General features: G+C 74.7%; 13 protein-coding genes. 10 read left to right on the forward strand and 3 right to left on the reverse strand.

Going from position 1 to position 22,530, the window contains the following annotated elements; genetic code table 11:
* Positions 1-17: 17 nt before the first annotated feature.
* The 3 genes from ABD345_RS17080 to ABD345_RS17090 form a co-directional block, all read right to left on the reverse strand.
* Complete coding sequence (locus ABD345_RS17080) at positions 18-1,235, reverse strand: L,D-transpeptidase (protein ID WP_344553021.1); 1,218 nt, start codon at positions 1,233-1,235, stop codon at positions 18-20.
* A gap of 166 nt (positions 1,236-1,401) precedes the next feature.
* Positions 1,402-2,664, reverse strand: coding sequence for a L,D-transpeptidase (locus ABD345_RS17085; protein ID WP_344553022.1), 1,263 nt, complete (start codon positions 2,662-2,664; stop codon positions 1,402-1,404).
* 166 nt (positions 2,665-2,830) lie between these two features.
* The gene (locus tag ABD345_RS17090) at positions 2,831-4,030 is read right to left on the reverse strand and encodes a L,D-transpeptidase (RefSeq protein WP_344553023.1); all 1,200 of its coding nucleotides are present in this window, start codon (positions 4,028-4,030) and stop codon (positions 2,831-2,833) included.
* A 214-nt stretch (positions 4,031-4,244) separates the two neighbouring features.
* Here ABD345_RS17090 and glgX point away from each other — a divergent pair, with 214 nt between their 5' ends.
* The 10 genes from glgX to ABD345_RS17140 all read left to right on the forward strand — a co-directional run bounded on the left by glgX (position 4,245) and on the right by ABD345_RS17140 (position 22,516).
* Positions 4,245-6,464: a glycogen debranching protein GlgX gene (gene glgX / locus ABD345_RS17095; protein ID WP_344553025.1), complete on the forward strand. Its 2,220-nt coding sequence runs from the start codon at positions 4,245-4,247 to the stop codon at positions 6,462-6,464.
* A gap of 165 nt (positions 6,465-6,629) precedes the next feature.
* The gene (locus ABD345_RS17100) at positions 6,630-8,474 is read left to right on the forward strand and encodes an ABC transporter ATP-binding protein (protein WP_344553026.1); all 1,845 of its coding nucleotides are present in this window, start codon (positions 6,630-6,632) and stop codon (positions 8,472-8,474) included.
* On the forward strand, positions 8,471-10,315 hold the full coding sequence (locus tag ABD345_RS17105; RefSeq protein WP_344553027.1) for an ABC transporter ATP-binding protein: 1,845 nt from the start codon (positions 8,471-8,473) through the stop codon (positions 10,313-10,315). Before ABD345_RS17100 ends, ABD345_RS17105 begins: the two co-directional genes overlap by 4 nt.
* Positions 10,316-10,613: 298 nt before the next feature.
* Complete coding sequence (locus tag ABD345_RS17110) at positions 10,614-12,116, forward strand: amino acid permease (RefSeq protein ID WP_344553028.1); 1,503 nt, start codon at positions 10,614-10,616, stop codon at positions 12,114-12,116.
* Between the two features lie 206 nt (positions 12,117-12,322).
* On the forward strand, positions 12,323-13,138 hold the full coding sequence (locus ABD345_RS17115) for an urea amidolyase associated protein UAAP1 (RefSeq protein ID WP_344553029.1): 816 nt from the start codon (positions 12,323-12,325) through the stop codon (positions 13,136-13,138).
* Positions 13,135-13,767: an urea amidolyase associated protein UAAP2 gene (locus tag ABD345_RS17120; protein WP_344553030.1), complete on the forward strand. Its 633-nt coding sequence runs from the start codon at positions 13,135-13,137 to the stop codon at positions 13,765-13,767. Before ABD345_RS17115 ends, ABD345_RS17120 begins: the two co-directional genes overlap by 4 nt.
* A complete protein-coding gene (gene uca, locus ABD345_RS17125) occupies positions 13,764-17,336 on the forward strand; it encodes an urea carboxylase (RefSeq protein ID WP_344553031.1) in 3,573 nt (1,190 codons plus the stop codon). The genes ABD345_RS17120 and uca overlap by 4 nt, the downstream gene beginning before the upstream one ends.
* Positions 17,333-18,988, forward strand: a complete 1,656-nt coding sequence (locus ABD345_RS17130) for an allophanate hydrolase (RefSeq protein ID WP_344553032.1) — start codon at positions 17,333-17,335, stop codon at positions 18,986-18,988. Before uca ends, ABD345_RS17130 begins: the two co-directional genes overlap by 4 nt.
* Positions 18,989-19,107: 119 nt before the next feature.
* Complete coding sequence (locus ABD345_RS17135) at positions 19,108-21,069, forward strand: glycoside hydrolase family 99 protein (RefSeq protein ID WP_344553033.1); 1,962 nt, start codon at positions 19,108-19,110, stop codon at positions 21,067-21,069.
* 115 nt (positions 21,070-21,184) lie between these two features.
* The gene (locus tag ABD345_RS17140; protein WP_344553034.1) at positions 21,185-22,516 is read left to right on the forward strand and encodes a hypothetical protein; all 1,332 of its coding nucleotides are present in this window, start codon (positions 21,185-21,187) and stop codon (positions 22,514-22,516) included.
* Positions 22,517-22,530: the final 14 nt, after the last annotated feature.

Consider the following 22,530-nt stretch of genomic DNA (forward strand, 5'->3'; position numbering starts at 1 on the left):
GAACGGACGCCCGAGCGTCACCACTGCCCCCAGGGGAGGTTCCAACCGCCCAGTCCGTTGTCCGCGGAGACCACCGGACCCTTGGAGTTGACCACCTTGAACACGTCCCCGACCAGGCTGGAGTCGTAGAGCTTGCCCGCCGGGGTGCTCGGGCTGCCGGCCGTGGTGTCGGTCACGCCGATGCAGCCGTGGCTGGCGTTGGAGCGGCCGATCGCGCTCCCGCTCCACGAATTGCCGTGCACGTAGGTGCCGCTGTCCGTCAACCTCATGGCGTGCGGAACCACCAGGTCGTACTCGTCGCCGGAACCCTCCTTGGTGACGCCGGCCGAGGTCATCCGGGTGGTGCCCTCCTTGGCCTCCACCACCATGACGCCGTTCCAGGTGTCGTACCCGGCCTTGCCGGCGGTGAACGCGACGCTGTCGACCTGCTGGCCGTCCCGGACCACCGCCATCTTGTGGGTGGCGACGTCGACGGTGGAGATCTGCGAGCGGCCGATGGTGAACGGCTCGTCCTTGTCCACGTCGCCGTACACGCCGGGCGCGGTCTCCACGTTCTTCAGCTTGTAGTGGATGGTGACCTTGGTGCCGGGCGTCCAGTAGTTCTCCGGCCGGAAGTCCAGCCGCTTCTCGTTGAACCAGTGGCCCTTGACCACGGTGCCGTCGGACGCCTCGAAGGTGATGCCGGCCAGCACCGCGTCCTTGTTCTTCACCGCCCGCTTGAAGGACACCGAGACGATCATGCCGACGCCGTACTCCCCGTTGTCGGCGATGTTGTCGCCGGTGCCGGCCTCCTTGTCGGGGGTGAGCGTGGTGAAGGTGGAGCGCGCGTTGACGACCACGCCCTTGGCGTCCTGGGCCAGCGCGTCGACGGTGTAGGCGGTGCTGACCGCCAGGCCGGCCTTCGGCGTCCAGCCGGTGCCGTCGGAGCTGAGGTCGCCCGGCACCTCGATGCCGTCCGGGCCGGTGACCTTGACCGAGGTGAGCTTGCCGTTGCCGGCCGACACCTTGACCTCGCCGGCCGGCTTCACGCCGGTGGCGCCGTTGGCGGGCTCGATCGCGATGGTCGCGGCCGACACCGCGGGGGTCGGGTCGGCGGAGGCCGCGCCGGAGCCGGCGACCGGGCTCTTGGGACTGTCCGCCTTGGCCGGGCTGGTACTGCAGCCGGCCGTCGTGACCATCAGCACCAGGGCGCCCGCGAGCGCCCCCACCGCGTAACCCCCGCGCTTCGCCTTCACGTTCCGCACTCCCCACGCACCTGCCCGTCGGATGACGGGTCTTTCGGTTGATATGACGGACCGGGGGACGGAAACGTTGCGGGGGAAGTGTCCCGGTACGGTCACGAACGGCCGACGGCCCGGCGGTCGGGTGACCACCGGGCCGTCACGGCTCGCGCGCGGGGTGCTACCACTTGCTCCACGGGACGGTCCAGCCGCTCAGGCCGTTGTCCGCGTCGACGGTCTTGCCCTTGGAGTTCTTGATCTTCACCACGTCCCCGATCATCGAGGACTTGAAGAACTTCCCGCCGTTGGAGGTGTCGCTGCCGCCCTTGGCGTCGGCCAGGCCGACGCAGCCGTGGCTGGCGTTGGTCTTGCCGAAGGCGCTGCTCCAGTAGTTGCCGTGCACGTAGGTGCCGCTGCGGGTCAGGCGCATCGCGTGCGGCACGTCCTGGACGTCGTACTCGGCGCCCTTCACGTTGGCGACGGTGGCCGAGTTCATCCGGGTGACCACCTCCTTGGAGTAGATCACCATGGTGCCGTTCCAGGACGGGTTGTCGTCGTTGCCCGCCGTGATCGGGAGGGTCTCGGTCTTGCCGCCGCCGTGGTCCACCGTCATGGTGTGGGCCGCCGCGTCCACCGTCGAGACCTGGTAGCGGCCGATGCCGAACGGCTCGTCCTTGTCGACGTCGCCGTACACGCCGGGGGCCACCTCGACGTTCTTCAGCCGGTACTTGACCGTCACCTTGCTGTTCGGCGTCCAGAAGTCCTCGGGCCGGAAGTCCACCCGCTTGTCGCCGAACCAGTGGCCCTTGGCGGTCTTGCCGTCGGAGCTGGTGACGGTGATGCCCGCCAGCACCGCGTCCTTGTTCTTGATCGGCTTGGCGAAGGTCACCGAGACGATCATGCCGACGCCGTAGGTGCCGTTGTCGGCGATGTTGTCGCTGGTGCCGGCCGTCTTCGCCGGGGTCAGCGTGGTGAAGGTGCTGGTCGAGGCGGAGACCAGGCCCTCGGCGTCGACCGCCTGGGCGGAGACGGTGTAGCTGGTGCCGACGGTCAGCTGGCCGCTGGGCTTCCAGCTCAGGCCGTCGCCGGAGACCTTGCCGTCGACCGCCTTGCCGTTCTTGTCGGTCACCGTGACGGTGGTGAGCTTGCCGCCGGCCACCGCCACCTGCAGGCCGTCCTTGGGCTGCACGTCGGTCGCGCCGTCGGCGGGCGTGACGGTCAGCCGGGCCGCCGAGGTCTTCGGGGCCGTGTCGGCCGGGGCCGAGGCCGAACTCCCGCCGCCGGCCGTGGCCTTGGCGTCCGCGGAGCCGTTGCTCCCGCCGTTGTCGTCGTTGCAGGCCGCGGTGCCCAGCAGCAGCGCCCCGCCCACCAGCAGGGCCGCCGCGGACCGCCTGGCCCGGCGTCCGCGCCCCGCCACCGCTCCGGTCGTACGAACCGTCTCCACCCCGCTGCTCCCCTCCCGGTATTCCCGGCGACTATCACGTGCTGGCGCCCGGACCCGGTTCCACCGGATCGGGCGCGCCCGGCCTCCGGTTCCGGTCCGGGCCCGGGCGCGCGGTCAGGATAACCGGCCCGTCCGGGTGAAAGTTCGGCGGGAGCGGGGTGCCGGTTCAGTGAACCGCCCCGCCCGCCCTCCAGCGCGCCCAGTCGAGGTTCCAGTCGGAGAGGCCGTTGTCGGGGGCGACCCGCTCGCCGCGGGACCCGCGCACCTCCACCACGTCGCCGACCGCGGTGTGCCGGTAGAGCCAGCCGGCCGGGGAGTCGTCCGAACCGCCCTTGGCGTCGGGCAGGCCGATGCAGCCGTGGCTGGTGTTGGCGGCGCCGAAGACCGCGGGGTCGGTCCAGTAGTTGCCGTGCACGAAGGTGCCGGAGGCGGTCAGCCGCAGCGCGTGCGGGACGTCCTTGATGTCGTACTCGTCGCCGAGCCCGACCGTCCGCGAGTTCATCCGGGTCACCTCGAAGCGCTCGGAGACCACCATGGTGCCGAGGTAGGTGGAGTGCTCGGGGCCGCCGCCGCTGACCGGCAGGGTGCGCAGCACCCGGCCGTCCCGGCGGACGGTCATGGTGTGGGCGTCCAGGTCGACGGCGGCGACCAGTGAGCGGCCGACGGTGAAGTGCACGTCCTTGTCCTGGGTGCCGAGGTAGCCGGGGGCGCCCTCGACGTCCTTGAGCCGCAGCAGCAGGGTGACCCGGGTGCCGGACGGCCAGTACTCCCGGGGCCGGAAGTCGAGCCGCTGGTCGCCGAACCAGTGCGGGGCGATCTCCAGCGGCGGGTCGGAGACCACCGCGACGGCCCGCTCGACCGCGGCCCGGTCGGCGATCGGGTGCGAGAAGCGCAGCGAGACGGGCATCCCGACGCCGACGGTGGAGCCGTCCTCGGGGGTGAAGAAGCCGACGAAGGTGTGCTCGGGGGCGACGGTGGTGAAGCCGGCGTGCTGGACGGCGCGCAGGCCCCCGGCGTCCTCGGCGACCGCGTCCAGGGTGTAGGCGGTGGCGGTGGCGAGCCGGTGGTCGGCCGTCCAGGCGGTGCGGTCGGCGCTGAGCGTGCCGGGGACGGGCGCGCCCCGGTCGTCGGCCAGCCGGACGGTCAGCAGCCTGCCCCCGGCGGCCTCGACCCGGACCGGGGCGTCCACCGGGACGTCCTGCGCGCCGTCGCCGGGCCGCAGCGCGAGCTGGGCCCGGGAGACCGGCGGGGCCGCGTCGCCGCCCGCCCGCCCGTCCCCGCCGCCCCCGCCGGAGCAGCCGGCCAGCAGCGCCAGGGCGGCCGCCGTCGCCGCCCGCCGTGCCCAGAGCCGTCCCGCGGCGCGCATGCCGTCCTCCCGTTTTCGTCCGCTACCACCCGATAACGGACACAACGAGCGATTCCGCCCCTCGGACACGGCCGAATGGTTTCCGCACCCGGCTGCACTGGGCACATGATCGATCACGGTGCGTCACTCATCCCGACCTGGGGTGACGAGGGCCGTCGGACAGGGAACAACCGGAAGAACGGGGACGGGCCCCCGGATTGCTGGGAGGGTCGCCATGACGGCGTGGCAGGAGCTGGGTACGGGCACGGACGGCCGGACGCGCCCGGCCGTCCGGTGGAACGGCTCGGCGCCCCGGCCCGGCGGCGCCGAGCCGTGGCCGGGCGGCTGGCAACCGCTGGGCGCCCGGTTCCGCACCGGTCCGGAGGGCGGCCGGGGCACCAACTTCGCGCTCTGGGCGCCGCAGGCCGAGGCGGTCGACCTCTGCCTGTTCGACGAGCGCGGCCGGGAGAGCCGGCACCGGCTGACCGAGCAGACGTACCAGACCTGGCACGGCTACCTGCCGGGCGTGCTGCCCGGCACCCGCTACGGCTTCCGGGTGCACGGCCGGTGGGACCCGTGGACCGGCGCCCGGCACAATCCCGCCAAACTGCTGCTCGACCCGTACGCCCGGGCGGTCGACGGCGCCTACACCGCCCACGACGCGACCTGCGGGGCCGTCCGCAACTGGCCCGAGCGGGACGTCGCGGACACCGTCCGGGACGACCGGGACTCCGCGCCGCACGTGCCCAAGGCCGTGGTGGTGCACGACGACGACGACTGGTACGACGACCAGCGGCCGAAGACCCCGTGGGCCGAGACGGTGCTGTACGAGCTGCACGTGCGCGGCTTCACCATGCGCCACCCGGACGTCCCGCCCGAGCTGCGCGGCACCTACGCGGGCCTGGCGCACCCGGCGGCGATCGCGCACCTGACCCGGCTCGGGGTGACGGCGGTGGAGCTGCTGCCGGTGCACCACCACGTCAGCGAGGACCACCTGCAGGCCCGCGGCCTGGTGAACTACTGGGGCTACAACACGCTCGGCTACTTCGCCCCGCACGCCGGCTACTCGGCGAGCGGCAGCCGGGGCCAGCAGGTCGGCGAGTTCAAGCGGATGGTGCGGGCGCTGCACGCCGCGGGCATCGAGGTGATCCTCGACGTGGTCTACAACCACACCGCCGAGCAGGGCGTGATGGGCCCGACGCTGTCCTTCCGCGGCATCGACAACACGGGCTACTACCGGCCGGACCGCTCCCGCCGCGGCTACGCCGACTACACCGGCTGCGGCAACACGCTGGACACCCGCCGCCCGCCGGTGATCCGGCTGATCACCGACTCGCTGCGGTACTGGGTCGCCGAGATGGGCGTGGACGGCTTCCGGTTCGACCTGGCCGCCGCGCTGGCCCGCGGCGGGGACGGCGTGGAGATGGAGCACCCGTTCCTGGCCGCCGTCTCGCAGGACCCGCTGCTCAGCCGGGTCAAGCTGATCGCCGAGCCGTGGGACGTCGGCCCGGGCGGCTACCAGGTCGGCGGCTTCCCGCCGCTGTGGGGCGAGTGGAACGACCACTACCGGGACACCGTCCGGGACTTCTGGCGCGGCGCCCGGCCGGACGTCCGGGAGCTGGCGACCCGGCTCTCCGGCTCCTCCGACCTGTACCAGCGCGGCGGGCGCCGCCCGTACGCCTCGGTCAACTTCGTCACCGCGCACGACGGCTTCACGCTCCGCGACCTGGTCAGCTACGACCGCAAGCACAACGGCGCCAACGGCGAGGACAACCGGGACGGCACCGACGACAACCGGTCCTGGAACCACGGCGTCGAGGGCGACAGCGACGACCCGGCGGTCCGCTCGCTGCGGGTGCGCCAGCTGCGCAACCTGCTGACCACGCTGCTGCTCTCCAGCGGGGTGCCGATGCTCACCGCGGGCGACGAGATGGGGCGCACCCAGGGCGGCAACAACAACGCGTACTGCCAGGACAACGAGACGAGCTGGCTGGACTGGTCGCTGCTGGACGACCCGGACTGGCGCTCGCTGGCCGAGCTGACCGCCCGGCTGGTGCACCTGCGCCGGGCCCACCCGGTGCTGCGGCAGCGGGCGTTCTTCTCCGGCCGCCCGGCCGGGCCGGACGGGCAGCGGGACCTGACCTGGCTGACCCCGGCGGGCCGGGAGATGACGGACGCGGACTGGTTCTCGCCGGGGCAGGCGCTGGCGATGCGGCTGTCCGGCAGCGCGATCTCCGAGCGCGACCAGCGCGGCCGCGAGGTGCGGGACGCCGACTTCCTGCTGCTGCTGAACGCCGCCGCCGAGCCGCGGCACTTCACCCTGCCCGTCCCGCACGTCCCGGTGCTGGACACCGCGCTGGCCGGCGCGCCGGACCCGGTGCCGGTCGCCGAGGTGCTGCTGACCGGCCGTTCGGCGGTGCTGCTGACGGCGCCCGCCGCGCCCCGGCCGGCCTGAGCCCGGGCCGGCCTGAGCCCGGGCCGGCCTGAGCCCGGGGCCGGCGCGCGGGATCCAGGTGTCCGCGCACCCCCGCGCCGCGCCGCGTCGGCCTTGGCCGGTTCCCGATGACAGGGGCAAAAAACCGGATGAGAAATGTCGGCGGCACCGCTTACCCTCTCGGCGATGGCCGAGAACCAGCTCCCCGCTCCGCCCACCCCCGCGGATTCGAACGCCCCGTCAACAGACGGCGCACCAGGTTCACCCGGACCGGCACCCCGGTCCGCGGTGCGCTCGCTGCTGCGCCTGTGGCCCTACGCCCGCGAGGCCCGCTGGCGGATCTTCGGCGCGATGGCCGCCGCCGGGCTCGCCTCGCTCAGCGTGCTGGCCGTCCCGATCGTGCTGCGCCGGATCGTCGACGGCCCGGTCGCCCACCGCGACCTGTCCGGCCTGTGGCCGCTGGCCGGCGTCCTGCTGCTGCTCGGCGTCGCCGAGGCCGTCCTGTTCGGCGTCCGCCGGGTGATCGTGGCCCGCCCGCTCGCCAGGGTCGAGACCAGGCTGCGCGGCGAGCTGTTCGCCAAGCTGCAGCGGCTGCCGATCTCCTTCCACGACCGCTGGCCCTCCGGCCAGTTGCTCTCCCGGGCCACCTCGGACCTGTTCGTGCTGCGGCTGTTCCTGGCCTTCCCGCTGGTCTTCCTGGTCGTCAACTCCACGGTCTTCCTGACCGGCACCGCGCTGATGTTCGCGCTGGACTGGCGGCTCGCCCTGCTCACCGTGCTCCCGGCGATCCCGCTGATGCTCTTCACCCGCCGCTTCGAGGCCGGGTACTCGACCGCCTCCCGGCTCGCCCAGGACCAGAACGGGGACCTGGCCACCGTGGTCGAGGAGTCGGTGCTCGGCATCCGGATCCTCAAGGCGTTCGGCCGGCACCGCACCATGGCCGAGGAGTTCCGCGACCGCAGCGCCGCCCTGCGCGGGACCGAGCTGCGCAAGGCCGGCCTGCTGGGCGACCTGTGGGCGGTCATCGTCGGCCTGCCCGAGCTGGCCCTCGGCGCCGCGCTGGCCACCGGCGCCGTCCTGGTCGCCCACGACGAGCTCTCGGTCGGCACCCTGGTCGCCTTCCTGTCCACCGCGATGGCGCTGCGCTGGCCGGTCGAGTCGATCGGCTGGCTGCTCGGCTTCTCCGCCGAGGCCGCCAGCGCCGCCAACCGCTACTTCGAGGTGATGGACGAGCCGGAGCCGGCCGATCCCCCCTCCGGCACCGCCCCGACGGACGACCGCGGCATCCGCTTCACCGGCGTCCGCTTCCGCTACCCCGACGCCCCGGCCGGCTCCCCCGACCTGCTGGCCGGCGTCGACCTGCACGTGCGCCCCGGCGAGACGCTCGCCCTGGTCGGCGCCACCGGCAGCGGCAAGACCACCCTCACCGCGCTGCTCCCCCGGCTGTACGAGCCCACCGCCGGGTCGATCACCCTGGACGGCACCGACGTCCGCGACCTGAGCCGCGCCGAGCTGCGCCGCCGGGTCGCCGTCGCCTTCGAGGAACCCACCCTGTTCTCCGCCACCGTCCGGGAGAACGTCCTGATGGGCGCCCCCGGCGCCACCCCCGAGCAGGTCGCCGCCGCCCTGGCCACCGCGCAGGCCGGCTTCGTCGACAGGCTCCCCGCGGGCCTGGACACCGAGGTCGGCGAGCAGGGCCTCAGCCTGTCCGGCGGGCAGCGCCAGCGGCTCGCGCTGGCCCGCGCCGTGGTCGGCGAACCCCGCTTCCTGGTCCTGGACGACCCGCTCTCCGCGCTCGACGTGCACACCGAGGCGCTGGTCGAGCGCGCCCTGCGGGAGGTCCTGGCCGACACCACCGCCCTGGTCGTCGCGCACCGCCCGTCCACGGTGCTGCTCGCCGACCGGGTCGCGCTGCTCGCCGACGGCCGGATCGCCGCCGTCGGCACCCACCAGGAGCTGCTGCGCTCCTGCCCCGCCTACCGGGCCCTGATGTCCGGCGAGCCCGAGCTGGAAGGGGCGCTGGCCCGATGACCACCGCCGTCGCCGCACCCGTCGCCGCGGAGGACGACCTCCTCCCCCCGGCCGCCGACGACCAGGACATCCCCGTCCCGCCCGGTGCCCCGCGCGCCCTGCTCCGCTCGCTGCTCGCCCCGCACCGCCGCCGGATCGCCGTCGCCGTGCTGGCCGTCCTGCTCCAGCAGGCCGCGCTGCAGACCGGCCCGCTGCTGGTCGCCTACGCCATCGACCGGGGCGTGCCCGCGCTGCGCGGGCACGACTGGGGCCCGCTGGTCGCCGTCACCGCCGCCTACCTCGGCTGCGCGCTGGCCGCCACCCTGCTGCAGCGGGCGTTCATCCGCTCCGCCGCCCGGATCAACCAGGACGTCCTGCTGGACCTGCGCGGCCGGATCTTCCGGCACGCCCAGCGGCTCGGCCTCGACTTCCACGAGCGCTACACCTCCGGCCGGATCATCTCCCGCGCCACGGGGGACGTCGACACCCTGCGCGAACTGCTCTCCGAGGGCCTGCAGGAACTCCTGATGGTCTGCCTGTCGGTCGGCTACATCACGGTCGTCCTGGTGGTCGTCGACTGGCGCCTGGGCCTGGCCGCGCTGGCCTCCTTCCTGCCGATGTACCTGGTCATCCGGTCCTTCCGGCGCCGCTCCCAGCGGGTCTACCGCCGCTCGCGCACCGTCAGCGCCGGGCTGATCGTCCGCTTCACCGAGACCATGAACGGCATCCGCCCGGTGCAGGCGTTCCGCCGCGAGGCCGCCAACGACGAGGCGTTCGGCGCCGTCAACGCGCAGTCCGCCACCGCCACCGCGGACGGCCTGCTGGAGATGGCCCGGTACGTCTTCCTGTCCCGGCTGACCGCCAACGTCTGGGTCACCGGCGTGGTGGTGCTCGGCGCCTTCCTGGTCACCGACGGCAGCCTCGAACTCGGCGTGCTGACCGCCTTCGTGCTCTACCTGCGCCGGCTGTACGACCCGATCGACCAGCTGGCGATGTTCCTCAACAGCTACCAGTCCGCCGCCGCCGCGCTGGAGAAGATCTCCGGCCTGCTCGCCCACGAGCCGTCCGTGCCCGAGCCCGCCCGGCCCGCCGAACTGCCCGCCGCACCGGCCGGCGCGGGCGGCAAGGGCCGCGAGGTCGCCTTCCGGGCCGCCGCGTTCGGCTACGCCGGCGGCAAGCAGGTCCTCCCCCCGTTCGACCTGCGGCTGCCCGCCGGGCGGACCACCGCCGTGGTCGGCGCCACCGGCGCGGGCAAGTCGACGCTGGCCAAGCTGCTGGCCCGGTTCTACGACCCCACCGCCGGCGCCGTCACCCTCGACGGCGTCGACCTGCGCGAGCTGTCCACCGCCGACCTGCGGGCGAACGTGGTGATGGTGACCCAGGAGTCCTTCCTGTTCTCCGGCACGGTCGCCGAGAACATCGCGGTCGGCAAGCCCGACGCCACCCGCGCCGAGATCGAGGCCGCCGCCCGGGCGATCGGCGCCCACGCCTTCATCGCCGCCCTCCCCGACGGCTACGACACCGACGTGCGCAAGCGCGGCGGCCGCATCTCGGCCGGCCAGCGCCAACTGGTCGCCTTCGCCCGCGCCCTGCTCGCCGACCCCGCCGTCCTGATCCTCGACGAGGCCACCTCCTCGCTCGACGTCCCCGGCGAGCAGGCCGTCCAGCACGCCATGCGGACGGTCCTGGCCGGCCGCACCGCCGTGATCATCGCCCACCGCCTCTCCACCGTCGAGATCGCCGACCGCGTCCTCGTCATGGACCAGGGCCGCATCGTCGAGGACGGCACCCCCGCCGCCCTGATCGCCGACGAGGGCCGCTTCGCCACCCTCCACCGGACCTGGAAGGACAGCCTGGTCTGAACCGCCAGGGGCTCGGGAGAGCGAAATCAGGGGCTCGGGGAACGGCGAGGCCCGGTCTGCTGACGGTTCACTGCCGGAGCGCGCATCGGCTTCGGGTTCTGTTCACTACACGCAGCAGCACCGACCTTCGATGGGCTCCGGCCGCCAGCAGCACGGACTCGCCGTTCCCCGAGCCCCTGGCGGGGCCTTCCGGTGAGGAGAAGGCAACTCCCGGGCAACTCCCGGGCAACACCCGGGAATCCGCAGCGCCCTAATTTCTGTCAACCGACAGAAATCGCCTGCGGAAGGCCGGTGCCCCATGACCACCAGCACGACGTCCGCACCCCCGGCCGCCGCCCGGGGCGCGGCCGACTACCCCCAGCAGTTGCACCGCACCATCGGCCGGTTCGGATCGTTCGCGGCCGGCTTCTCCTTCATCTCGGTCCTCACCACGGTCTTCCAGCTGTTCGCCTTCGGCTACGGCGCGGCCGGCCCCGCCTTCGTCTGGACCTGGCCCGTCGTGCTGCTCGGCCAGCTGCTGGTGGCCGCGTGCTTCGCCGAACTCGCGGCCCGCCACCCGTTCTCGGGCGCGATCTACCAGTGGGCGAGCCGGATGGCGGGCCCGGTGTACGGGTGGTTCACCGGCTGGCTGATGGTGCTGGGCCAGGTCGTGGTGGTGGCCGCGGCGGCCCTCGCGCTGCAGGTGGTGCTGCCCGCCCTGTGGTCCGGCTTCCAACTACTGGGCGGCGACCCGTCCCCGACCACGGCGAGCGGCGCGGCGAACGCCGTCCTGCTCGGTGCGGCGCTGATCGCGCTGACCACCTTCCTGAACTCCGTGGACAACCGGGTGCTGACGCTGGTCAACGGCGTCGGGGTGAGCGCGGAGATCCTGGGCATCGCGCTGATCGTGGTCGCCCTGTTCAGCCACGCCGAGCAGTCGCCGGGGGCGCTCCTGCACACCGCGCCGGACGGCGGTGGCGGCGGTGGCGGCGGGTGGGCGCTGCTGGTGGGGGCGTTCACCGCGGCGTACGTGATGATCGGCTTCGACAGTGCCGGTGAGCTCTCCGAGGAGACCCTGGCCCCGCGCCGGACCGCGCCCCGGACCATCCTGACCGCGCTGGCGGCCGCGGGGCTGAGCGGCGGGCTGCTGCTGCTCGGCGGGGTGCTGGCGGCGCCGAGCCTGACCGACGGGCGGCTGGCGGCCGAGGGGCTGCCGTACGTGCTGACCAGCCGGCTGGGCGACGGCCTGGGGCGGGTGCTGCTCGCGGACGTCGCGGTCGCGGTGTGCGTCGGCACCCTGGCGATGCAGACGGCGGGCGCCCGGATGGTGTTCTCGATGGCCCGCGACGGCGCGCTGCCGGGCTCGCGCCGGCTGGCCGCGGTCGCCCCGGGCAGCGGGACGCCGCGCTGGGCGGCGCTCGCGGTGGGCGTCCCGGCGGTCGGCTTCCTGCTGCTCAACCTGGCGGCCCCGGCGGCGTTCGTGGCGCTCTCCTCGACCTGCGTGGCCCTGGTGTACGCGGCGTACGCGCTGGTGGTGGGCGCGGTGCTGGTCCGCCGCCTGCGCGGCCTGCCGCTCGGCGAGGGCGCGCCCGCGACGGACGAGACCGGCCGCCCGCTGTTCTCGCTGGGCCGCTGGGGCCTGCCGGTGAACGCGGCGGCCCTGCTGTACGGGGTGGCGATGACGGTGGACCTGGCCTGGCCGCGCGCCGCCGTCTACGACCCGGAGGGCGGCCACTGGTACCTGCGCTGGTTCGCCCTGCTGACCTTCGCCGCCGCCCTCGCCCTCGGCGCGGCCTACCGCCTGCGCCGCCGACGCCGCTGAGCTCCGCCCCTCCCACGGCCGCCCGCACCCCGGGCGGCCGCCGCACGTCCGCCCCCGTCCCGGCCGCCTCCGCCCCGCCGTGCCGCGCCGCGCCGTGCCGCGCCGTGCCGTGCCGTGCCCCGCCCCGCCGCGCCGTGAGGGGACGGTAACTCCCGCGTCACGCCGGGGCAATGACGCCGAATCCGCCCCTCCCTAATTTCTGTCGCATGACAGAAACCCCCCGTGCCGAGGGCGGACCCGGCACCGCCACCACCACGGCCGCCCGCGCCCACGCCAGGTCCCAGGCGGGCACGGTCGTGGACTGCATGCCGCAACTGCCGCCACCGGACGGCACGTTGTGGTCGGAGACCGTCGCGGGCGGCGGTTACACCCAGCTCTCGCTCCCGGCGGGCGCGCACGTCGCGCTCACCGACCGGGACGGCGACGCCTGCGCGCACCTGGTGCTGTTCGTGACCGGCCGCCCCTGGGAGCGGCTGAACCCGGCGGACACCGTGAAGGTGCAGTGGAACGCCTACCTGGCGACGGGCAGTCAGCTGCTCTCGGACCAGGGCCGGGTGCTGGCCACCCTGGTCGAGGACACCTCCGGCCGGCACGACGCCCTCGCGGGGGCGTCGACCGCGGCCCGCAACCGCGCCCGCTACGGGGACGGTTCGGCGCACGGCCCGTCCCCGGCGGGCCGCGAGCTGCTGGTGCTGGCCGCGGCCAAGCAGGGCCTGGCGCCGCGCGACCTGCCCGCCCCGGTCTCGTTCTTCCGCGGCGTCACGGTGGACCCGGACGGTTCGCTGCGCCCCGCCGGTTCGGCCGGCCCGGGGGCCCGGGTGGTGCTGCGGCTGGAGCAGCACGCCACCCTGCTGCTGGCCAACACCGCCCACCCGCTGGATCCGCGTCCGGCCTGGCACTGCACCCCGCTGCGAGTCACCGCCACCCCGGGCGCCGTGACCGGCCCCGGCGACCCGCACTGGGACGCCACGCCCGAGCGCCACCGCGCCCACCTCAACACCGCCGCCCTGGGGGCCCGATGAACGTCACCCTGCTGGAGAGCACCGTCCTGGACGAGGTCGTCCCGGCCCGCGCCGCCTGGTCCGCCGTGGTCCGCGCGGGCCAGTGGCTGACCGTCACCGACCTGCACGGCAACCAGGCCGTCGACTGCCTGCTGTACGACGCGCACGACACCGCGGTGCGCTACAGCGCCGCCGACACCCTGCAGGCGTCCGGCAGCGTCTTCGTGACGGCCGGCACGGTGCTGATGTCGAACGAGCACACGCCGCTGATGACCGTGGTCGAGGACGACTGCGGGCGGCACGACACGATCGCGGGCGCCTGCTCGAAGGAGTCGAACACGCTGCGCTACGGCCACCACACCGGGTCGCAGCACGCCTGCGTGGAGAACTTCCTGGCCGAGGGGGCCCGGCACGGGCTGGGCAAGCGGGACCTGGTGTCGAACATCAACTGGTACATGAACGTGCCGGTGGAGGCGGACGGCACCCTGGGCATCGTGGACGGGCTCTCCGCGCCGGGCCTGCGGGTGGTGCTGCGGGCGGAGCGGGACGTGCTGGTGCTGGTGTCGAACTGCCCGCAGGTGAACAACCCCTGCAACGGCTTCGACCCGACGCCGGTCCGGATGACGGTCACCGAGGGCGGCCCGCGATGAGCTTCGACACCCTGCTGGTCGCCAACCGGGGCGAGATCGCGGCCCGGATCATCCGCACCGCGCGCCGGATCGGCCTGTCCACCGTCGCGGTGTTCTCCGACCCGGACCGCTCGGCCCCGCACGTGCGGTCGGCCGACCGGGCGGTGCGGCTGGGCCCGGCCGCCGCGAAGGACAGCTACCTGCGGGCGGACGCGGTACTGGCCGCCGCGCTGGAGTGCGGCGCGGGCGCGGTCCACCCGGGGTACGGGTTCCTGTCGGAGGACGCGGCGTTCGCCCGCCGGGTGGAGGCGGCGGGCCTGGCGTTCGTCGGCCCGACCCCGGCCCAGCTGGAGGTGTTCGGCGCCAAGCACACCGCGCGGGCGGCGGCCGAGGCGGCGGGGGTGCCGCTGCTGCCGGGCACCGGGCTGCTGGCGGACCTGCCCGCGGCGCTGGCGGCGGCCGAGGCGGTGGGCTACCCGGTGATGCTGAAGGCCACCGGCGGGGGCGGCGGCATCGGCATGCGGGCCTGCCGGGACGCGGCGCAGCTGGCCGACGCCTGGGAGGGCGTGCAGCGGGTGGCGGCGGCGAACTTCGCCACCGCGGGGGTGTTCCTGGAGCGGCTGGTGGAGCGGGCCCGGCACGTGGAGGTGCAGGTGTTCGGCGACGGCGCCGGCCGGGTGGTGACCCTGGGCGACCGGGACTGCTCGCTGCAGCGCCGCCACCAGAAGGTGCTGGAGGAGGCCCCGGCGCCCGGCCTGCCCGACCGGGTCCGTCGCGAACTGGCCGATTCGGCGAGGCAGTTGTGCGCCTCGGTGGACTACCGCTCGGCGGGCACGGTGGAGTACGTGTACGACGCGGTCCGCGAGGAGGCGTACTTCCTGGAGGTCAACACCCGGCTGCAGGTGGAGCACCCGGTCACCGAGGCGGTGTACGGGGTCGACCTGGTCGAGTGGATGCTGCGCCTGGCCCGGGGCGAGCGCGCGGTGGTGCGCGAGGTCGGTGCGCCGCGCGGGCACGCGGTGGAGGCCCGGGTGTACGCCGAGGACCCGTCGCGGGACCACCGGCCGAGCGCGGGCCTGCTGACCGAGGTGGTCTTCCCGGACGGTGTCCGGGTGGACACCTGGGTGGAGACCGGCACCGAGGTGACCACCGCGTACGACCCGATGCTGGCGAAGGTGATCGCGCACGGCGCGGACCGGGCCGACGCGCTGGAGCGGCTCACGAAGGCCCTGGCGGACACCCGGATCCACGGCATCGAGACCAACCTGGGCCTGCTGCGGGCGATCCCGGCGGTGGCGGAGGTGGTGGCGGCCGGGCACCACACCGGGACGCTGGCGCACGTGGCGGACCCGACGCCGCGGATCGAGGTGGTCCGGGCGGGCACCCAGACCACCGTGCAGGACTGGCCGGGCCGCACCGGCTACTGGCACGTCGGGGTGCCGCCGTGCGGGCCGATGGACGACCTGTCGTTCCGGCTCGGCAACCGGGCGCTGGGCAACCCGGAGGGCGCGCCCGGCCTGGAGTGCACGCTGCTCGGCCCGGCGCTGCGGTTCACCGCCCCGACCTGGGTGTGCGTGACGGGCGCCCCGACGGCGGTGACGGTGGACGGCGCGCCGGTGCCGCAGTGGGAGCCGGTGCTCGTCCCGGCGGGCGGGCTGCTGGACGTGCCGGCCCCGGCCGGTCCGGGGCTGCGCTGCTACCTGCTGGTGGCGGGCGGCCTGGACGCCCCGGCGTTCCTGGGCAGCGCGGCGACGTTCACGCTGGGCGGCTTCGGCGGCCACGGCGGCCGGGCGCTGCGCCCCGGGGACGTGCTGCACGGCGGCACCGGCCCGCTCGGCCCGGGCGCGGGGCCGGTCGCCGACCGGCCGGAGTTCACCTCGTCCTGGCTGCTGCCCGCGGTCGAAGGACCGCACGCCGCACCGGAGTTCTTCACCGAGCGGGACATGGCCGAGTTCTACGCCGCCGACTGGTCGGTGCACTTCAACAGCGCCCGCACCGGGGTGCGCCTGGTCGGCCCGAAGCCCGCCTGGGCGCGCCGGGACGGCGGCGAGGCGGGCCTGCACCCGTCGAACATCCACGACACCCCGTACGCGGTGGGCGCGGTCGACTACACCGGCGACATGCCGGTGCTGCTGGGGCCGGACGGGCCGTCGCTGGGCGGGTTCGTCTGCCCGGCGACGGTGGTCTCCGGGCAGCGCTGGAAGCTGGGGCAGCTGCGCCCGGGCGACACCGTCCGCTTCGTGCCGGTGACCACCGGCGACGCGGCGGAGCTGCGCCGGGCCCCGGCCGCCGTGCCGTCGGCCTCGCGCCCGGCGGTGCTGGACGGCGGCGTGCTGGACCGCCTGCCCGAGGGCCCGGGCCGCCCGTCGGTGACGTACCGGCGCAGCGGGGACGACAACCTGCTGGTCGAGTACGGGCCGATGCAGCTGGACCTGGCGCTGCGGATGCGGGTGCACGCGCTGGCGGAACTGGTCGCCGACCGGCGCCCGGCGGGCGTGGTCGACCTGACGCCGGGCATCCGCTCGCTCCAGGTGCACGTGGATCCGGACGTCCTCCCGGTGGCCGAACTCCTGTCACTAGTCCGCGAGTTGGAGCAGCAACTGCCGCCCGCCGAGCAGCTGGTGGTGCCCAGCCGGACGGTGCACCTGCCGCTGTCCTGGGACGATCCGGCGACCCGGGAGGCGATCGAGCGGTACATGGCGGGGGTGCGCGACGACGCGCCGTGGTGCCCGTGGAACATCGAGTTCATCCGCCGGATCAACGGCCTGGCCTCGGTGGACGAGGTGTACCGGACGGTGTTCGACGCCGAGTACCTGGTGCTGGGCCTGGGCGACGTCTACCTGGGCGCGCCGGTGGCGACCCCGCTGGACCCGCGGCACCGGCTGGTCACCACCAAGTACAACCCGGCCCGGACCTGGACGGCGGAGAACTCGGTCGGCATCGGCGGCGCCTACCTGTGCGTGTACGGCATGGAGGGCCCGGGCGGCTACCAGTTCGTCGGGCGGACGGTGCAGATGTGGTCGGGCTGGCAGCAGCGCGGCCCGTTCACGCCGGGCGCGCCCTGGCTGCTGCGGTTCTTCGACCGGATCCGCTGGTACCCGGTGTCGGCCGAGGAGCTGCTGGAGCTGCGCGCCGACATGGCCGCGGGCCGGTTCGAACCGCGGATCGAGGACGGCGAGTTCGCGCTCGCCGAGCACCTGCGCTTCCTGGCCGACCAGGCCGGTCCGATCGAGGAGTTCCGGGCGGTGCAGGCGGCGGCGTTCGAGGCGGAGCGGCGGGCCTGGGAGGAGTCCGGCGAGTTCGACCGGGCCGACCTGGCGGCCGCCGCGGAGCCCGCCGCGCCGCGCGCGGTGGTGGTGCCGCCGGGCGGCGGCGTGGTGGAGGCCGAGTTCACCGCCTGCGTGTGGAAGGTGGACGTGGCCCCGGGCGAACGGGTGCGCAAGGGACAGCGGTTGCTGGCACTGGAGGCGATGAAGATGGAGTCCGCGGTGGTCTCGGACCGGGACGGCGTGGTCGCCGAGCTGCTGGTCGGCTCGGGCGACCAGGTGCGGGCGGGCAGCCCGCTGGTGGTGCTGGGGGCCCCGGCGTGAGCGCGGTCGAGCGGGTGCGCCGGGCGTACGCGCGGATCGCCGCGGTCGACCGGCCGGAGGTGTGGATCGACCTGCGGCCCGAGGCGGAGGCGGCGGCCGAGGCGGCCGGGGTGGACGCCCGGGTGGCGGCGGGCGAGCGGCTGCCGCTGGCGGGCACGGTGTGCGCGGTGAAGGGCAACATCGACGTGGCGGGCCTGCCGACCACGGCGGGCTGCCCCTCGTACGCCTACCGGCCGGAGCGGGACGCCCCGGCGGTGGCCCGGCTGCGGGCGGCGGGCGCGGTGGTGCTGGGCACCACCAACCTGGACCAGTTCGCCACCGGCCTGGTCGGCACCCGCAGCCCGTACGGCGCGGTCCGCAACGCGGTCGACCCGGGCCGGATCTCGGGCGGCTCCAGTTCGGGTTCGGCGGTGGCGGTGGCGCTGGGCCTGGTGGACCTGGCGCTGGGCACCGACACGGCGGGCTCGGGCCGGGTCCCGGCGGCGCTGAACGGCGTGGTGGGCCTGAAGCCGACCCCGGGCCTGGTGCCGACCGACGGCGTGGTCCCGGCCTGCGCAAGCCTGGACTGCGTCTCGGTGTTCGCCCGCACGGTCGACGAGGCCGAGGCCGTGCTGCGGCTGCTCGCCGACCCGGCCCCGGCCGCCCCGGGCCGCCGGCCGGGCCCGTGGCGGGTCGCCGTCCCGGCGGCCGACCGGCTGGGCGTCCTGGCGGACGGCTGGGCGGCGGCGAACGCGGCGGCGGCCGGCCGGCTGGCGGCGGCGGGCGCCGAGCTGCGGGACGCGGACCTGGCGCCGTTCGACGCGGCGGCGGCGCTGCTGTACGGGGGCGCGTTCGTCGCCGAGCGGTACGCCGCGGTGGGCGCGTTCACGGACGCGGCGGCCGGGCGGGGCGATCCGGGGCTGGATCCGGTGGTGGCGGGCATCGTCCGGGCCGCCGGGCGAGTGCCCGCACACCGGCTGTTCGCCGACCGGGTCGAGCTGGAGCGGCTGCGGGCCGCCGCGTTGGCCGAACTCGGCGACGCGGACGCCCTGTTGCTGCCGACCACCACCTGGCACCCGACCTTCGCCGAGGTCGCCGCCGACCCGGTGGGCGCCAACACCCGGCTGGGCCGGTTCACCAACTCGGCGAACCTGCTGGGCCTGTGCGCGGTCGCCGTCCCGGCGGGTACGGTCGGCGGCCTGCCGTTCGGCGTGATGCTGGTCGGCCCGGCCCGCACCGAGGAGCGGCTGGCCGCGCTGGCCCGGCTGCTGACCGCGCCGCCGGTGCGGCTGGCGGTGTTCGGCGCGCACCTGACCGGGCAGCCGCTGAACGGTCAACTGGCCGCGCTGGGCGGCCGGTTCGTCGCCGAGGTGCGCACCGCGCCGGAGTACCGGATGTACGCGCTGGACACCCTCCCGCCCAAGCCGGGCCTGGTCCGGGTGGCGGAGGGCGGCGCGAGCCTGCCGGGCGAGCTGTGGGAGCTGCCGGCGGCCGGCCTGGGCGCGCTGCTGGGCGCGCTGCCGCCCCCGATGGTGCTCGGCCCGGTCCGACTGGCGGACGGCTCGGGGGCGCCGGGCTTCCTCTGCGAACCGGCCGCGCTGGCGGGCGCGGTGGACGTCACCGCGGCCGGCGGCTGGGCCGCCCACCTCGCCAGTCGAACTCTTTCAGTCTAGGTATCCAATTTTTGCAATACCTGTCGAATATATTGCCGCCCGATGTCAACGCCGTTACGCTCCCGGGTCGTCGGGTCGCGGACCTGACAAGACGTCGTCAACCGGGCGGAGGCAGCGGCATGGTGGTATCGCGACGGGTTTTCCTGCAGGCGGCAGCGGCGGCGGGCGTGGTCGGGGCGGTGGGGCTGGGCGAGGGCCTGGCCGCGGCCCCGGCCCGCGCCGCCAGCCCCGCGGGCGACGTGGTCGGCAAGGTGACGGTCGGCTACCAGGGCTGGTTCGCCTGCCCGGGCGACGGCGCCCCGATCAACGGCTGGTGGCACTGGGCGCAGAACTGGGGCCAGGCGCCCTCGAACACCAACAAGTCCATCGTCGCCTGGCCGGACGTCCGCGAGTACCCGAAGACGTACGCCACGGCCTTCGCGAACCTGAACAACGGCCAACAGGCGTCGCTGTTCTCGTCCTACGACCAGTCCACGGTCGACGTCCAGTTCCGCTGGATGAAGCAGTACGGCATCGACGCCGCCGCCCTGCAGCGCTTCAACCCGACCGGCGGCGAGGGCCCGACCCGGGACGCGATGGCGGGCAGGGTGCGCAGCGCGGCGGAGTCCCAGGGCGTGAAGTTCTACATCATGTACGACGTCTCGGACTGGACCACCATGCAGTCGGACATCAAGGCCGACTGGACGAACAAGATGAGCGCGCACACCGCCTCGCCCGCGTACGCCCGGCAGAACGGGAAGCCGGTGGTGTGCATCTGGGGCTTCGGCTTCAACGACAACCAGCGCCCGTTCACCCCCACCCAGTGCCTGGACGTCCTCAACTGGTTCAAGGCGCAGGGCTGTTACGTGATCGGCGGGGTACCGACCTGGTGGCGCACCGGCGACCGGGACTCCCGGGCCGGCTTCTCCGACGTCTACCACGCCTTCGACATGCTCTCGCCCTGGCTGGTGGGCCGGATCGGCAGCGCGGCCGACGCCGACAACTTCTACAACGTGGCGACCGTCCCGGACCTGGCGGAGTGCAACGCGCACGGCATCGACTACCAGCCGTGCGTGCTGCCCGGCGGGGTCGGCGACCGGCAGCGGGCGCACGGCGACTTCATGTGGCGGCAGTTCTACAACATGGCCCGGGCCGGGGTGGCCTCCGCGTACATCTCGATGTTCGACGAGTACAACGAGGGCAACCAGATCGCCAAGACCGCCGAGTCCCAGAGCTGGGTGCCCGCCGGGTCCGGGTTCCTGGCGCTGGACGAGGACGGCACCGCCTGCTCCTCCGACTACTACCTGCGGCTCACCGGCGACGGCGGCCGGATGCTCAAGGGGCAGCTGCCGGTGACGGCCGCCCGCCCGACCCAGCCGTTCCCGACCGCACCGGACACCACCGCCCCGACCGCGCCGGGCGGCCTGCGGGTGACCGGCCAGAGCGACACCACGGTCTCGCTGGCCTGGAACGCCGCCACCGACAACGTGGCCGTCACCGGCTACCGGGTGCTGCTCGGCGACGCGGTCGCGGCCACCACCACCGGCACCGCGCTCACCGTCACCGGCCTGGCCCCCTCGACCGCGTACGGCTTCACCGTCCGGGCCCTGGACGCGGCGGGCAACGTCTCCCCCGCCTCCGGCCAGGTCACCGCGACCACCTCCGCCGCCACCGTCCCCACCGGCAACCTGGCGCTGCACCGCCCCACCGCGGAGAGCGGCCACACCCAGGGCTACGGCTCCGGCAACGCGGTCGACGGCGACCCGAACAGCTACTGGGAGAGCGTCAACAACGCCTTCCCGCAGTGGCTGCAGACCGACCTCGGCGCCACCCTCCCGGTGCGCCGGATCGTCCTCTCCGTCCCCCCGGCCGCCGCCTGGGCCACCCGCACCCAGACCGTGGAGGTGCAGGGCAGCACCGACGGAACAACCTTCACCCGCCTGCTCGCCCCCGCCGGCCGCGTCTTCGACCCGGCCACCGGCAACAGCGCCACCCTCACCCTCCCGGCCGGCACCAGCGCCCGCCACCTGCGCCTGGTGTTCACCGCCAACACCGGCTGGCCGGCCGGCCAGGTCGCCGAACTCCAGGTCTACGCCTCGTAGTCCGGCGCCGGAGCCCGGCGCGGAACAATTCCGTTCGACCGATCGGTCGTATCCGTTACGCTCCCCGGAGCCCGGGCCGGCAGCACGCCGGCCCGGGCCTTCCGGAGGGGAATCCATGACGCACACCCCGGCCCGGCGCCTGCGCGCCGGCCTGACGGCGGCCTCCGCCGTCGCCCTGACCCTGCTCGTCCCCGGCACCGCGGGGGCCGCCACCGGCACCCCGCTCACGCCGACCGACCTGCTGAACGGCGGCCGCCCCTGCGCCACCGACCCGGCCGACCCGGCCGTGCTGCACGACAGCCCCTACGGCGGCTTCTCGGTCTCGGGCACCACGCACCACAGCGACCCGTCGGTGTGGCAGCTGGACGAGGAGTTCGCGTACTGGCCGACCGCCGACCCGGCGCAGGTCGGCACCGTCGTCCGCCACGGCGCCCGACCGGGCTCGTCCACCACCACCTACCTGCCGACCCTCCCCGACGGTCAGGGCTACACCTGGCAGGCCCGCACCGTCGACCCGGCCACCGGCGCGGCCTCCGACTGGTCGGCCCCCTGCCACCTGACGGCCGACAACACCGCCCCGGCCACCAAGCCCACCGTCACCTCCTCCAACTACCCGGAGAACCAGTGGACCGCCGGCGGCAGCCCGGTGCGGTTCACCTTCACCGCGAACGGCACGGCCGACGCGGTCGCCTTCCGCTACACCTGGCCGGCCGGCCAGTCGGGCACCGTCCAGGCGGACGCCCCCGGCGGCTCGGCCACCGTCGACCTCGTCCCGCCGGCCGGCACCGAGGGCCCGACCCTGTTCCGGGTCCAGAGCGTGGACCGGGCCGGCAACTCCTCCTCCCCCAGCGACTACCAGCTGCTGATCCTCCGGACCTCGCCGACCGTCACCAAGACCTCCCACTCCCCGATGTTCGGCAAGCCCGCCACCTTCCGGCTCACCCCGGACCCGGGCGTGCAGGCCGCCTCCCCGGTGGTCAGCTACACGGTGACCAACACGACGACGTACGAGACGACCACCGTCCCGGCCGCCCCGGACGGCACCGCCGAGCTCACCCTGGTCCTGAAGAGTCCCCGGGGCGACAGCCTGGAGGTCACCTCCACCAGCGCCAACGGCTGGACGAGCAGCCTGGCCCGCTGGTCGGAGGGGATCGACACCACCCCGACGGTCACCTCCGCGGAGTACCCGGCGGAGAGCTACGGCGGCGCGGCCGGCGCCCCCGGCACGTTCCACTTCGCCCCGAAGATCAAGGGCGCCCAGATCACGAGCTACACCTACCGCTTCGGCTGGTCCGCGGAGTGGACCACCGTCCCGGCCGGTCCGCACGGCGAGGCCGACATCAGCTGGACCCCGCCGGCCGGCGACTGGTACGTGCTGGAGTCCTACGCGACCACCAAGGACGGCATCGAGCTCAGCCACGGCGAGTACTACTTCGCCGTCAACTGACGTCCCGCGGGCCC

It is taken from the genome of Kitasatospora saccharophila, assembly GCF_039529925.1.
GTDB classification, from domain to species: Bacteria; Actinomycetota; Actinomycetes; order Streptomycetales; family Streptomycetaceae; genus Kitasatospora; species Kitasatospora saccharophila.